Source organism: Kitasatospora sp. NPDC101155, from assembly GCF_044768305.1.
GTDB lineage: Bacteria > Actinomycetota > Actinomycetes > Streptomycetales > Streptomycetaceae > Kitasatospora.
In genome coordinates, this window is the sequence record NZ_JBIWPN010000057.1 from 1 (window position 1) to 13,867 (window position 13,867).

The 13,867-nt window shown below is 72.9% G+C and carries 13 protein-coding genes; 4 read left to right on the top strand and 9 right to left on the bottom strand.

Translation table 11 applies throughout. The features are described from left to right. Positions 1 to 403: 403 nt before the first annotated feature. Positions 404 to 1,408, bottom strand: a complete 1,005-nt coding sequence (locus ACIRYZ_RS40405; RefSeq protein ID WP_402953641.1) for a stage II sporulation protein M — start codon at positions 1,406 to 1,408, stop codon at positions 404 to 406. A 243-nt stretch (positions 1,409 to 1,651) separates the two neighbouring features. Here ACIRYZ_RS40405 and ACIRYZ_RS40410 point away from each other — a divergent pair, with 243 nt between their 5' ends. Next, positions 1,652 to 2,629, top strand: a complete 978-nt coding sequence (locus tag ACIRYZ_RS40410) for an RDD family protein (protein WP_402953642.1) — start codon at positions 1,652 to 1,654, stop codon at positions 2,627 to 2,629. A gap of 13 nt (positions 2,630 to 2,642) precedes the next feature. Here ACIRYZ_RS40410 and ACIRYZ_RS40415 read toward each other — a convergent pair whose 3' ends face one another. Beyond that, positions 2,643 to 3,272: a hypothetical protein gene (locus tag ACIRYZ_RS40415; protein WP_402953643.1), complete on the bottom strand. Its 630-nt coding sequence runs from the start codon at positions 3,270 to 3,272 to the stop codon at positions 2,643 to 2,645. A 109-nt stretch (positions 3,273 to 3,381) separates the two neighbouring features. On the opposite strand from ACIRYZ_RS40415, the gene ACIRYZ_RS40420 reads away from it, so the two are divergent. Further along, entirely contained in the window at positions 3,382 to 3,894 is a 513-nt protein-coding gene (locus tag ACIRYZ_RS40420; protein ID WP_402953644.1) for a SigE family RNA polymerase sigma factor, read from the top strand. After that, positions 3,891 to 4,958 (top strand): hypothetical protein, encoded by a 1,068-nt coding sequence (locus tag ACIRYZ_RS40425; protein WP_402953645.1) that lies wholly within the window; start codon positions 3,891 to 3,893, stop codon positions 4,956 to 4,958. The genes ACIRYZ_RS40420 and ACIRYZ_RS40425 overlap by 4 nt, the downstream gene beginning before the upstream one ends. A gap of 108 nt (positions 4,959 to 5,066) precedes the next feature. Here ACIRYZ_RS40425 and ahcY read toward each other — a convergent pair whose 3' ends face one another. The 6 genes from ahcY to ACIRYZ_RS40455 form a co-directional block, all read right to left on the bottom strand. Next, positions 5,067 to 6,515, bottom strand: coding sequence for an adenosylhomocysteinase (ahcY, locus tag ACIRYZ_RS40430; RefSeq protein ID WP_402953646.1), 1,449 nt, complete (start codon positions 6,513 to 6,515; stop codon positions 5,067 to 5,069). 336 nt (positions 6,516 to 6,851) lie between these two features. After that, positions 6,852 to 7,829 carry a cation diffusion facilitator family transporter gene (locus tag ACIRYZ_RS40435; RefSeq protein ID WP_402953647.1) on the bottom strand — a complete coding sequence of 326 codons (978 nt, stop codon included), beginning with the start codon at positions 7,827 to 7,829 and terminating at the stop codon, positions 6,852 to 6,854. 24 nt (positions 7,830 to 7,853) lie between these two features. Further along, positions 7,854 to 9,098, bottom strand: coding sequence for an SIS domain-containing protein (locus tag ACIRYZ_RS40440; RefSeq protein ID WP_402953648.1), 1,245 nt, complete (start codon positions 9,096 to 9,098; stop codon positions 7,854 to 7,856). A gap of 56 nt (positions 9,099 to 9,154) precedes the next feature. Further along, complete coding sequence (locus ACIRYZ_RS40445; protein WP_097237660.1) at positions 9,155 to 9,337, bottom strand: Trm112 family protein; 183 nt, start codon at positions 9,335 to 9,337, stop codon at positions 9,155 to 9,157. Positions 9,338 to 9,448: 111 nt separating this feature from the next. Beyond that, positions 9,449 to 10,834, bottom strand: a complete 1,386-nt coding sequence (locus tag ACIRYZ_RS40450; protein WP_402953649.1) for a phosphomannomutase/phosphoglucomutase — start codon at positions 10,832 to 10,834, stop codon at positions 9,449 to 9,451. 127 nt (positions 10,835 to 10,961) lie between these two features. Beyond that, on the bottom strand, positions 10,962 to 11,405 hold the full coding sequence (locus ACIRYZ_RS40455; protein ID WP_393037238.1) for a DUF3499 domain-containing protein: 444 nt from the start codon (positions 11,403 to 11,405) through the stop codon (positions 10,962 to 10,964). Between the two features lie 84 nt (positions 11,406 to 11,489). On the opposite strand from ACIRYZ_RS40455, the gene ACIRYZ_RS40460 reads away from it, so the two are divergent. After that, positions 11,490 to 11,942 carry a metallopeptidase family protein gene (locus ACIRYZ_RS40460; protein WP_380613556.1) on the top strand — a complete coding sequence of 151 codons (453 nt, stop codon included), beginning with the start codon at positions 11,490 to 11,492 and terminating at the stop codon, positions 11,940 to 11,942. A 171-nt stretch (positions 11,943 to 12,113) separates the two neighbouring features. Here ACIRYZ_RS40460 and ACIRYZ_RS40465 read toward each other — a convergent pair whose 3' ends face one another. Then, positions 12,114 to 13,865 carry a DUF5719 family protein gene (locus tag ACIRYZ_RS40465; protein WP_402953650.1) on the bottom strand — a complete coding sequence of 584 codons (1,752 nt, stop codon included), beginning with the start codon at positions 13,863 to 13,865 and terminating at the stop codon, positions 12,114 to 12,116. Between the last annotated feature and the right edge of the window lie 2 nt (positions 13,866 to 13,867).

The window sequence follows — 13,867 nt, forward strand, 5'->3', positions numbered from 1 at the left end:
GCTGTTGAGTTCTCAAGGAACGGACGCTTCCTTCGGACCGCCTTCCAGCGGGCCCTCCGGGCGCTTCGTTCTTTCGTGTTTCCAGCTTATCAGATCTTCTCGGCCGTTCTTACCGGCTTCGTTTTCTCCGAATTCCCGCTGGCGGGATTTCCTTCAAACTTCGCTCCGAAGCCTATCAAAGCTTTCGGTGTGCTCAGTCCGCTGGATTTGCTTCGTCGGGGGCGCGCATTCCGTGAAACGCGCTCGCCTCGATTTCGGCGGTGTCGTAGACACTAACGCCCGGGCCCGACCGTTGTCCAGTCAGTCCCAACCGTTCAAACCTACTAGCCCACCCTCGCCACGTCAATGGTTTGGTCGGGATGCGAGAAGAGTAGCAGGTCAGCGGCCTGTTGATCACGCCGGCTCAGGCCGCGACGGGCTGCAGGTCCGCCCGATCGGCCGCATGCACGTCACCGGACTCTCCGCCCTCGGCAGCCTTTCGGCCCAACACCAGGGCGTACAGAAGGAAGGCCACCTCGGCCAGCACGCCGATGGAAATGCGCGCCCACGTGGGCAGACCGGACGGGGTCACGAAGGCTTCGAGGACGCCGGAGACCGCCAGTACGGTCGCCAGACCCATCGACATCCCGATGATCGAGCGGCCCTGTTCCGCCAGCGCCACGGTACGGGTGCGCGGGCCGGGGTCGATGACGGTCCAGCCGAGACGCAGGCCGAAGCCGCCGGCCACGAAGACCGCGGTCAGCTCCAGCAGGCCGTGCGGAATGAGCAGGCCGAGGAAGGTGTCGAGCCGGCCGGCGGAGGCCATCAGTCCGACCCCGATGCCGAGGTTGACCACGTTGCTCCACATCACCCACAGGACCGGAATGCCCAGCGCGATTCCGTACAGCAGGCACTGCACGGCGATCCAGGCGTTGTTCGTCCAGACCTGCGCCGCGAAGGAACTGGCCGGCCGGTCCGAGTAGTACGCCTCGTACTGGCCGCCGGGGCGGGTCAGCTCCCGCAGCTCGTCGGGGGCGATGAGGCTGTTGCGGACCTCCGGGTGGGTCGCCATCCACCAGGCGAGCAGTGCGGTGGCGATCATCGACACCACCGCCACCGGCACCCACCAGCGGCGGGCGCGGTACAGCGCGGCCGGGAAGCTCACCGTGTAGTAGCGGGCGACGTCCTGCCAACCGTTGGTCCGGGCGCCGGTCACCGCGCTGCGGGCCCGCGACACCAGACCGGTCAACCGGCTGACCACGGCCGGATCCGGCGCTGCGGCCTGGACCTTGGCCAAGTGGCCGGTGGCGCGCTGGTACAGCCCCACCAGCTCGTCGGCCTCCTCGCCGTTGAGCCGGCGCCGACGGGCGAGGGCGTCCAGCCGGGCCCACTCCCCCTGGTGGGTGGCGACGAAGACGTCCAGGTCCATTCGGCGGCTCCATGGTCTGCGGTGGGCGCGTGGCGCGCGTACGCGGTCGAGCAGGTACGTACGGACACGTGCGGCCCAGCATGCCAGGAGCCGTCGCCGCCACGGCCGTCGGGATCTCACTTCCCGTGCGCCCACCGGGCGCCGTATGTTGGCGGCTGCGGATCGGATTGTGGAGAGCGGGTCGTGGGGGCCGATCCATTCGAACTCCCCTCTTCCCCGCACGAGCGTGAACGGACAGGTGTCTTGAGCGACCTGGTGACGGGTGAGGCGGTCGTCCTCGACCTGCAGACGGCGAAGCTTCCGAGCAGGGCGTTGGCGATCGTGCTCGACCTGCTCGTCGAGTTCGCCGCCCTGTTCATCGTCTCGCTGGTACTGAGCGTCACCCTGATCGACCTCGACGGCGCCGCCGCGGCGGCCTCGTTGCTCGGCCTGATGGTGTTCTTCCTGGTCGGTCTGCCGGTGATGATCGAGACCCTCACCCACGGGCGCTCACTCGGCAAGGCCGCACTCGGCCTGCGGGTGGTACGCACCGACGGCGGCCCGGTCCGGTTCCGGCACTCGCTGGTGCGCGGGCTGGTCGGCTTCATCGAACTGATCGTGACCACCGGCGCCGCGGCAGTGATCACCTCGGCGGTGAACTCGGACGGCAAGCGGCTCGGCGACATCTTCGCCGGGACGGTGGTCGTCCGCGAGCGCACCCCGGGTGCGGGCGGGCCGACCAACCCGCTGCCCCAGGTACACCCGCAGCTGCTCCACGACATGGGCCGCGAGCTGGTCGCGATGGACCTGTCCGCGGTGCCCGAGCCGCTCTGGCTCGCGATCCGCCAACTGCTCGGCCGGATAGGACAGTTGGATCATTCCGTCGCACACCGGATGGCCGTCGGGCTGGCCGGGGACCTGTCCGCCCGGACCGGCCACCCGATACCGCCGGGGCTGCACCCGGCCGCCTACCTGGGCGCGGTGCTCACCGAGCGCCAGCGCCGGGAATGGCTGCGCGCCCAGCAGCAGTTCGCGGCGCAGATGGCCGCGCACATGGCCGCCCCGACGGCACCCGCAGCACCGGCGGCCCCATTCGACGGCCGGCCTCACCGCGTCCTCGGGACGCCCGCGCCCGCGCCGGCCGCCCCCGTCTCGGCCCCCGCCCCGGCAGCACCCGTGCCCCCCACAGCCCTGTCCCTCGACAAGCCCGCCCCCGACACCGGCTTCGCCCCGCCCGCCTGAGCCCGGTCGCCCCCTACTCCCCCACCGGCCAGGCGTTCGGCGGCGACGCCAGTTCCTCCAGCTCGATCCCCTCCGCCGCCAGCACCACGTCCCCCGCCAGGTGCACGACCTGCTGCTCCCCCGTCTCCAGGTCAGCCACCTGGTACCGCTCGACGAGCAGCGGCCCGGAGTCCGTCTCATGGGTGTCGACGCCCTCCAGCAGCCACCCCTGGTCGAAGGTCCGCGGCGCCAGCACCGGCTCGGTGAACGCCACCAGCCGCACCCGCGCGCTCGCCCCCTCCCGCAGCCGCAGCATCCGGGCGGTGGCGACCAGGAAGCCCGGCGAGCGCCCGGTGAAGCCGTGTGCCCGGTCGTGCCCCTCCACCGCCGACGCGCCGCCCGGGTCCGCCGCGTCGGTACGGACCCAGGCCACCCCGTCCACCGCACCGCCGCGCACCTGCCAGCCGCCGGCCCGCAGCTCCATCCGCAGCGGCCGGGCGCGCGAGTCCAGCGTGAGGTCGACGCTGCCGACCACCCGGCCGTCCGGCGCGTAGGTCTTGGAGACGTACCGCCACCCGGCCGCCCCGGGCGCGCAGCTGAAGCGCTCCTCGCCGAGCAGCACGTGGTCATGAGTGTCGTGGAGCGAGTACCGACCGTTGGGCATGCCCGAAAGCCTACGTCCGCGCCCCCGTGCAACATTCTCCGGAGCTCCGCGCATTAGTGGGGTGGACGGCGCAGGAGAGGCGCCGCCGCCACGACGAGAGGGGGTGCGGATGGCGAAGCAGACACGCGACGCGGAGTTCACGGAGTACGTGGCCTCCCGGAGCGGCTGGCTGCGGAAGGTCGCCTATCTGCTGTGCGGGGACTGGCACCGGGCCGACGACCTGGTGCAGGAGACCATCACCAAGCTGTACGTGCACTGGGCGAAGGCGAGCCGCGCGCAGAACGTGGACGGCTACGCCCGCCGGACGCTGGTGAACACCTTCCTCGCCGAGCAGCGCACCTCCTGGTGGCGCCGCACGGTACGGACCGGCACCGACCCGGACATCGCGGCCGCGAGCATCGACCTGGACGTCTCGCTCGACCTGCGAAAGGCCCTGGCGGCGCTCCCGCCGCGCCAGCGCGCGACGGTCGTGCTCCGGTACTACTGCGATCTGTCGATCGATCAGGCGGCCGAGGCACTGAACTGCTCCTCCGGCAACGTGAAGAGCCAGAGCTCCCGCGCCCTGGACACCCTCCGTCGCAGTCTCGTTCCCGTCCCGGCCCTCGCAGAGAGGACGTCATGACCGCCACCGATCACTACGAGCTGACCGCCGCCCTGTCGGCCCTGGCCGACGAGCCGGCGCCGCCCGCGGCCTTCGACATCACCGCGTCCATCGCCCGGGGACGGGCCCGCCGGCACCGCCGGCACCGGGCCACGGCCGGCGCGGTGGCCGTCGTGGCGGCCGCCGCCCTCACGGCCACGATGCTGATGAAGCCCGGCAACACGACACCGGCGGTGCAGACCCTCCCGGCGGTCACCGCGACGGCGACGCCGACCCCGGCTCCGACGTCGACCGCCACCCGAGCCGCCGCGGACCCGCTCAGCACCGAGGTCTCCTACGGCTGGCTGCCCGACTGGGTGGACCAACCGGGCCGGATCGACCGCGAGATCCAGGCCCAGGGCATCTACTCCGCGAACAAGGACACCGGCCGGAACATCCCGCGCCTGGACCTCCAGCTCTACCCAGCCGGAGTCGAGCCGCCGATGGAGAACCAGCTGTTCCCGCGCGGCATGCACCTGGTGCGCGAGGACGCCCCGCCGATCGACGGGCGGACGGCCTACTGGGCGACCCTGTCGGGCGGGAAGCAGACGTGGTCGCTGCGCTGGCTGACCCCCTCGGGCCGCTGGGCGGAACTCATCGCGAGCAACGGCACCCCGGAGCAGACCAGTCGCGACGTGCTGCTCAAGGTGGCCAACGGCGTCAAGTACGGACACCGGGACGTCCCGCTGCCGGTCCAGTTCACCGGCCTGCCCGAGGAGTTCGGAACGCCCGACCTGGTGCAGCTCTCCCGCCCGGACCCGGGCGGCCGGGGAGCCTGGAACCTCTACCTGCACTTCAAGGTCCAGGGGAAGATCGTCACCCTCGAACTGCGGCCGGACACGGACGAACCCGGCTCGATGCCGACCGGGCACCCCACCCCGGCCCCGACCTGCGAGTCCCGGAACGAGGTGTGGATCTGCGCCGACGCCTTCGGAGGCACGCCGCCGGCCCTGGAGCAGATCGGTGGGCTGTCCGGGCTGCTCTCGCGCGCCGAGCCGATCGGCGTGAACGAGCGCGACTGGACCACCGACGTGTTCGTCCGCTGAAACGACCGGACGACCGACCGCGCGCCGGACACGCCGGTGGCCTGTCACCCACAGGGGGTGCCGGCCACCGGCGTTCGCCTGTCACCGCGTCAGCGGCGGCTCACCGCATCAGTAGCGGTACTGCTCCGGCTTGTACGGGCCCTCGACCGGGACGCCGATGTAGTCGGCCTGGTCCTGGGTCAGGGTGGTCAGCTTCACGCCCAGCGCGTCCAGGTGCAGGCGGGCGACCTTCTCGTCCAGGTGCTTCGGCAGCACGTAGACGCCGATCGGGTACTGCTCGGTCTTCGTGAACAGCTCGATCTGGGCGATCGTCTGGTTCGCGAAGGAGTTGGACATCACGAAGGACGGGTGGCCGGTCGCGTTGCCCAGGTTCAGCAGGCGGCCCTCGGAGAGGACGATGATGGTGCGGCCGTCGGCCTTGCGCCACTCGTGGACCTGCGGCTTGACCTCGGTCTTCACGACACCCGGCAGCTGCGCCAGGCCGGCCATGTCGATCTCGTTGTCGAAGTGACCGATGTTGCCGACGATGGCCTGGTGCTTCATCCGCTCCATGTGGGAGGCCAGGATGATGTCCTTGTTGCCGGTGGTGGTGATGAAGATGTCGGCCGTCTCGACGACGTCGTCCAGGGTGGCGACCTGGTAGCCGTCCATCGCCGCCTGGAGCGCGCAGATCGGGTCGATCTCGGTGACGATGACGCGGGCGCCCTGGCCGCGCAGCGACTCGGCACAGCCCTTGCCGACGTCGCCGTAGCCGCAGACGACCGCGACCTTTCCGCCGATCAGGACGTCGGTGGCGCGGTTGATGCCGTCGATGAGCGAGTGGCGGCAGCCGTACTTGTTGTCGAACTTCGACTTGGTGACCGAGTCGTTGACGTTGATCGCCGGGAACAGCAGCTTGCCGTCACGGTGCATCTCGTACAGGCGGTGGACACCGGTGGTGGTCTCCTCGGTCACGCCCTTGATGGTGGAGGCGACCTCGGTCCACTTGTTCGGGGTGTCCTTGAGGGTGCGGTTGAGCAGTTCCAGGATGATCCGGAACTCGTCGTTGTCCGCGGTGGACGGGTCCGGAGCGGTGCCGGCCTTCTCGAACTCGACACCCTTGTGGATCAGCAGGGTGGCGTCGCCGCCGTCGTCCAGGATCATGTTCGGGGTCTGGCCGTCAGGCCAGGTCAGCGCCTGCTCGGTGCACCACCAGTACTCCTCCAGGGTCTCGCCCTTCCAGGCGAAGACCGGCACGCCCTGCGGGTTCTCCGGGGTGCCCTCCGGGCCGACGGCGATGGCGGCGGCCGCGTGGTCCTGGGTGGAGAAGATGTTGCAGGAGCACCAGCGGACCTCGGCGCCGAGCGCCGTCAGGGTCTCGATCAGCACGGCGGTCTGGATGGTCATGTGCAGCGAGCCGGTGATCCGGGCGCCGGCCAGCGGCTGCGACTCGGCGTACTCGGCGCGGATCGCCATCAGGCCGGGCATCTCGTGCTCGGCCAGCTGGATCTCCTTGCGGCCGAACGGCGCCAGGGAAAGGTCGGCGACCTTGAAGTCACCGGTGATGTCGGTCGACATGCGTCTGCTCCTCGCTGATGGGGTGGGGCACGGCCATGGTCCGGATGTGTCGCGCATGGCGGGCCGTACGGACGCACGGCTACGCCGGGGCTGCCGGATCCCGCGGTGGCGGGCCGACTCCCTGCTGCGCAGCACAAACCGTCGGAGGACCTCTCTCCCTCGACCGGCGCACACCCTACGGGCACGGACCGCCGATCGACCGCCATCAGCAGCGACGTTCTGGCTCTGGTGACGAATCTACACCGGCGGCCCCACCGGCCGTCCGTCGATGACCGATTTGGGTCGCGGATCCGACCGCCGCTCGACCCGGACACCAGCCGGGGCCGGGACGGTCCGTCAGTGCGCCGCGCCGGGGCCGGGCCCGCCCGGGGTGGCGGCCGGGTCCTCGCCCGCGGCGGCCTTCTCCGCGCTGTAGACGTCCGGTTCCAGGTAGATCACCCGGGCGATCGGGACGGCGACGCGGACCCGCTCCTCGGCCGCATCGATCGCCTGCGCCACCCGGGCGGCGCTGTCCTGCGCGTTGACGGAGACCTTGGCGGCGATCAGCAACTCCTCCGGGCCGAGGTGCAGGGTACGCATGTGGATCACCCCGGTGACCGCCTCGCCGTCCACCAGCGCGGCGCGGATCCGCCGCACCGACTCCTTGTCGGCGGACTCGCCGAGCAGCAGCGACTTGGTCTCCAGGGCGAGCACCACGGCGATCACCACCAGCAGCGCGCCGATGCACAGGGTGCCGACGCCGTCCCAGACGCCGTTGCCGGTGATCACGGTGAGCGAGACGCCGAACAGCGCGAACACCAGGCCGATCAGCGCGCCGGTGTCCTCCAGCAGCACCACCGGCAGCTCCGGCGCCTTGGCGGTGCGGATGAACTGCACCCAGCCCTGACGGCCCTTGGCCTTGGCGGACTCGCGCATCGCGGTGAGGAAGGACCAGCCCTCCATCGCGATGGCGAAGACCAGCACGCCGACCGCCCAGCCCCAGGAGTCCAGCGCCTCCGGGTGGCTGACCTTGTGCCAGCCCTCGTAGATCGCGAACAGGCCGCCAACGGTGAACAGCACGATGGCCACCAGGAAGCCGTACACGTAACGCTCGCGGCCGTACCCGAACGGGTGCTCCTCGTCCGCCGCCCGGCGCGCCCGCCTGCCGCCGACCAGCAGCAGCACCTGGTTGCCGGAGTCGGCCACCGAGTGCACGCCCTCGGCCAGCATCGAGGAGGAGCCGGTGAAGACGAAGGCGGTGAACTTGGCCACCGCGATCGCCAGGTTCGCTGACAGCGCCGCGACCAGTGCCTTCGTCCCGCCCTCTGCGCTCATGCGCCGAGAGTAGCGGCAGCCGGCTCAGGACTGCGCGGCGGCGAGCCCCAGGTAGACGGCGGCGAAGTCGGTCAGCGCGATCAGGTCGGCCAGCGCGAGCAGCGGGTCCGCCAGGGTGCTCGCGTACTCGGTCAGCCGGACGTCGTGGGCGGCGGCCAACCGGTGCGCGCGGCTGACGCCGAAGCTGCGCGGGCGCACGTCGTCCTCCGGCACCTCGGCCGGGCCCTCCGGCTCCTCCGGCGAACCGGTGCCGGGGACGTGCCGCAGCAGCAGGACCTGCAGGTGCAGCGGGTCGGGCTCCTCGACCCGGTCGCGGAAGAAGTCGTCCGGGTCCGCGCCCGCGCCCAACTGGCCGGTGAACATGCCACGGTGGGCGGTGAGCACCTGCGGCAGCGGCCCGGCCAGCGCCGGACGCCCGGCCCGGTCGGCCAGCTGGGCGGCGAACCGGGCGGCGGCCGCCCCGGCGATCGGGCCCTCGGCCCACAGCAGCGGGACGGTCCCGGCCAGCCGGGCGGCCAGCCCCTTCGCCGGGTTGGTGTACGCGGCGGCGTCCGGGCGGCAGCGCACGGCGGCGGCGTCCAGCAGGTCGGCGACGCTCGACAAGGCGTCGTACGGCAGCTGGGTGAGGCCGAGCTTCTGGGCGAGCGCCAGCATCGGGGTCAGGTGGGACCAGAGCGCGGCCGGGTCCTCGGCCGGGAGGTCCGGCTCGGCGGCCGGCACGGCCGGCAGGCCCTCGTCGGGCAGCACCGAGGCCGTGTACGGCAGCGGCAGCGCGCGCACCTGGAGCGCGGCCTCGGCCAGCGGGCTGCCCGCCGGAGCGGTGACGACGAGGGCGCAGCCGCGCGCGTACGCCTGCTCGGCGAGGCTGATCAGGCCCTGCTCGCCGCCGTCGGCGGAGCTGATCACCAGCAGGTCGAGCGGGCCGGCCCAGCCGGGCAGCTGCCAGCCGAGTCCGGCGGTGAAGGCGGGCGGTGCGCCGGTCCGGTCGGTGCGCGGGGCGGCGGCCTCGGTCGGCGGCAGCGGGGTGACCAGGCTGGCGGACCCGGCCAGCGCGGCCAGGATCTCGCCCGCCGTCAGGGCGCTGCCGTGCCCGGCGACCAGGACGGCGCGCGGGCGGCCGTCCGGGCGCAGCCGGTCGAGGCCGGCCGCGTCGGCCTGCCGCAGCGCGGTGCGGACCCGGGCGCCGGCGCCGGCCAGGGCCAGCAGGGCGCGGTCGCGGTCGGCGCGCTGGAGGGCGGCCGGGTCGTCGAGCAGGGTGTCGTCGAGCATGCGGCAGGCCTCCGGCTGTCTTGTGGGCGGCGGGCGCGGGTGGGGGCTTCCCAGGATCAGGCCGGGCGGCGGGCCTCGTCCACCAGGAGGACCGGAATGCCGTCCCGGACCGGGTACGCGAGGCCGCAGTCCGCGCCGGTGCAGACCAGCTCGGGCTGCTCCTCGGTGCCGCCCTCGGCGAGCGCGGCCCGGCACTGCGGGCAGACCAGGATCTCCAGCAGGAAGGATTCGAGCTTCATGGGGCTCTCCAAAGTTCGGGGGTGGCACGGAGGTGCCCCGGCCGATAGGCAACCCTACCGGCCGGGGCACTGGGGCCTGTTTCCAGGCGCGCTTCGCTCAGCGGCGCTCGGTCAGGCGCGGACGATGGCGAGCACGCCGTCGCGCAGCTCGGCCATCTTCGCCGGGTCCTTGGCCTCGACGTTGAGGCGCAGCAGCGGCTCGGTGTTGGAGGCGCGCAGGTTGAACCACCAGTCCGGGCCGGCCACGGTGAGGCCGTCCAGCTCGTCCACGGTGGTGCCCTCCAGGCCGGCGTAGGCGGCCCGGACGGCGGCCGAGCGGTCGGCCTGGTCGGCGACGGTGCTGTTGATCTCGCCGGAGGCGGCGTAGCGGTCGTACTCGGCGGTCAGCGCGGAGAGCGTGCCCTGCTGCCCGCCGAGCGCGGCCAGCACGTGCAGCGCGGCCAGCATGCCGGTGTCGGCGCGCCAGAAGTCGCGGAAGTAGTAGTGCGCGGAGTGCTCGCCGCCGAAGACGGCGTCGGTGACGGCCATCTCCTGCTTGATGAAGGAGTGGCCGACCCGGGTACGCACCGGGGTGGCGCCGAGCTCGCGGACCACCTCGGGGACGGTCCAGGAGGTGATCAGGTTGTGGATGACGGTCGGCTCGGCCTCGCCGGCGGCCTTGGCGCGGGCGATCTCGCGGACGGCGACCAGGGCGGTGATGGCGGACGGGGAGACCGGCTCGCCGCGCTCGTCGACGACGAAGCAGCGGTCGGCGTCGCCGTCGAAGGCCAGGCCGATGTCGGCGCCGACCTCGCGGACCTTGGCCTGCAGGTCGACCAGGTTCTTCGGGTCGAGCGGGTTGGCCTCGTGATTGGGGAAGGTGCCGTCCAGCTCGAAGTACATCGGGACGAGCTCGATCGGCAGGCCGTCGAAGACGGTCGGCACGGTGTGGCCGCCCATGCCGTTGCCGGCGTCCACCGCGACCTTGAGCGGGCGGATCGCGGTGAGGTCGACCAGGCCCAGCAGGTGGTCGGCGTAACCACGCAGGGTCTCCTGCTCGGAGAGCACGCCGGGCTCGACGTCCTTGGCCGGGACGGTGACGGTGTCGTCCTCGGCGGTCCAGGACTCGACCAGCTCGCGGATCTCGGCCAGGCCGGTGTCCTGGCCGACCGGGGCGGCGCCGGCCCGGCAGAGCTTGATGCCGTTGTACTGGGCCGGGTTGTGGCTGGCGGTGAACATCGCGCCGGGCAGGTCGAGCTTGCCGCTGGCGTAGTAGAGCTGGTCGGTCGAGCAGAGGCCGATCTCGACCACGTCGGCGCCGTAGGCCGCGGCGCCCTCGGCGAAGGCCCGGCTGAGCGACGGGGAGGAGGGGCGCATGTCGTGGCCGACCACGATCGCGGACGCGCCGGTGACCTGCACGAAGGCGGCTCCGAAGGCCCGGGAGAGGCTCTCGTCCCACTGGTCCGGGACGACGCCTCGGACGTCGTACGCCTTCACGAGCTGCTTGAGGTCGCGCACTGCGGCTCCACCCTGGTTCTGTGCTGATCGATACGTCGGGCCACCGGGCCGTCCGGTCGACGGGTCACGGTGACGTCAGACGGGCAGCGTACCCGGGCCGGGCGAACACTCCGTGCCGGGTGATGCGTCAGTTGTCGGGAGAGCGCAGAACCCGGAGGTGGCCGCGGCGACCGCCCTCGGTGGACTCGCCCTCGGTGGCGCGGCCATGACGGGGGGTCGGCGGGCGGGCGGCCTCGCGCACGGCGTTGGCGAGGGCCTCCAGATCGTCGCTGCTGCGGCGCAGCGGCCCGGCCTCGGCGGCGAGCCGGACGACCTCCCAGCCGCGCGGGGCGGTGAGCCGCTCGGCGTGCTCGGCGCACAGGTCGTAGCAGTGCGGCTCGGCGTAGGTGGCGAGCGGGCCCAGTACGGCGGTGGAGTCCGCGTAGACGTACGTCAGCGTCGCGACGGCCGGTCGGCCGCACGCGGTCCGCGAACAACGACGTACAGAGCTCACGAGGGTGGACGGTACCGCACTCCCCGCCGGGGAGCGAAGACCGCCTGCCCGGAGGCGGTGCCGTGTCGCCCGCCGCACGCTCGTCAGTGCGCCGATCCCCCGGGCGTTTCCCCGCCGGAGTGGTCCACTTCCGACCGTCCAAGGACTACTCTCGGCAGTGATATGGACAGCTCCGCACCGCAGTCATCGACAGGGCCCTCGCGCCGCCCCCGGCACCGCGACCGGCACGGCAGAGGGCTGCGCGGCCCCCTGGCGCCGCCCCAGGTGCCGATCTCGCTCACCCGCTCCGAACTCTTCGACGACTACGTGCGCGAGTCGGTGGAGCGGCTGGAGCGGCGTTGGCCGCAGCTGATCGAGGTGGAGTTCGCCGTCCAGGAGGTGCCGCTGCACGAGGCGGGCGGCGCCGACACCGAGGACGGCGTGCCGCTGGGCCGGGTGTCGCCGGGCGAGAAGGGGCGCAAGAGCCAGATCGTGGTGTACCGGCGGCCGGTGGAGATCCGGGCGAAGACCCGGGAGGACCGGGCGGCGCTGGTGCACGAGATCCTGATCGAGCAGGTGGCCGAGCTGCTGGGGCTGTCGCCGGACGCGATCGACCCGCGCTACGACGAGGAGTGACCCCCTCGGGAGCCGAAGGGCGCGCCGGTGTCGAAAGCGACGAGCGACAAGCGAGCGCAGCAAGTGCCGGAACGAAGAGCGTCGACACCGGGTCGAGAGCGCCCGGAGGCGAGCGAGGAGTGACAGCCGGGGGCGGGCACCCGCGAACGGGTGCCCGCCCCTGGCGTGCGGTCAGCGCAGGACGACGGCCGGGTCCTGGGCGGCCTGCGGGACCTTGACGGTGCTGTGGTCGTCGCGCAGTGCCTGGACGGTGAACATCGGCACGTCCTTGGTGGGGATGGCGAGCATCCGGGCGGCCACCACCGGGCCGCCGGACTCGGTCTCCACGGTGAGCGCGAAGACGCCGTTCAGCCCGGCGGGCTCGGGCGCCGGGACGGCCACCGTGCCGCCGGCCGGGATCTGGACCTCCTTGGTCGCCGGGGTGCCGCCGCCGCTGCCGGCCGAGCCGGTGACCTTGACGGTGGCGGCGTCGCCGGTGGAGGTCAGGAACAGCGTGGAGGCCCCGGCGCGGTTGTCGGCGACGGTGGCCCGGGCACCGATCGGGTTGCTGCCGGTGAGCCAGGCTGCGTCGCTCTTGCCGTTGTTGCCCGTACGGTCGACCCGCAGGCCGGCCACGATCGGGGTGGGGTGCTTGTCGTCGCTGGGCGACAGCCGCAGCCCGGCGACCTCGTCGCGGGTGATCTTGCCGAGGTCGACGGCGGCCACCATGCCCGCCTTGACGTGGATCGACTCGTTGCCGGCCGGGGTGAACCAGCCGTTCTTGCCGGAGAGCTGGATCTTCAGGTCGGCGTCGTCCTCCGGCGGCGCCCAGACCACCAGGCGGGCCGCCGAGGTGTCGGCGGGCAGGCCGGGCAGCACCTGGGTGGCGGCGGGGTCGGCCGACGCGGGGATCCAGTCGGCGCCCTTGTTGCCGTCGGCGGCGTGCAGCGCCGCGCCGACCCGCCCGGAGCGGGCCACCACGTGCACGGCGAGGTCGGTGACGGCGCCCTTGCTGATGGTGGACAGCAGCACCGACTGCGAGCTGCCGGGGGCGACGGTGATGCCGTTGGCGGCGTCGTTGTCGATCAGACCCTTGTCGCCGTACAGCTTGATGTCGACCACGGCGGCGGAGGACTCGGTGTTGACCAGGCTGACGTAGTCGACCCGGTCGCCGGCCGTGCTGGCCCCGGCGAACCAGAAGTCGGTGCCGGCCGGGGTGCACGTGAGGCCGGACAGGCCCAGGCCGCGCTGCTCGGTGACCACGGTGGTCTGGGTGACGGTGAAGCCGGGGGCGAGCGCGCCGGTGGCGACGGCCCCGGTGCCGGGCGCGGCGTCGCCGTTGGTGGCCGGGCCGGTGGCCGGGGTGCCGGGCTTGGTGACGGTCAGCTTGGCGTCGGCGGGCGCGGCGTTCTTGTCCGGGGCCGGGGCCGCCGGGGCGCCCGAGCCGCTCGGGGCAGGGGTCGCCGGGGCACCCGCCGTCGGGGTGGCCGAGGGCGCGGTGGTCGGCGGGGTGGCGGGGGCGGCCTGGTCGGAGAGCCAGCCGGCGCCGCCGGTGGCCGAGCCGGTGCCGGGCGGGGTGTAGGCGGAGAGCGTGGTCGAGCCGGTCAGGCCCTGGAGCGGCTGCGGGCAGACCGCCGCGGTCCGCTCGACCTGCGCGGTGGCCGGGGCGACAGCGTCCGCCTTGGCCGGGCCGGCCGGCTGGCGGACCTGGGCGATCCCGAACACCGCCGCGAGCACCACGGCCGCGGCCAGCAGGGACTGGGTGGTCTTCGTCCCCGCGGACCGGCCGGGGGCCTTCGCCTCGGCGCGGGCGGGCTCGGCCGACTCCGCGGGCTCGTAGGCCCCGGCGGGCTCGAAGGCCCCGGCGGGCTCGAAGGCCTCGGCCGGCTCGAAGGCCTCCTCGGCCCGGTCGGCGGACTTCTTCCTGAAAGCGGGCTTCTTCATCG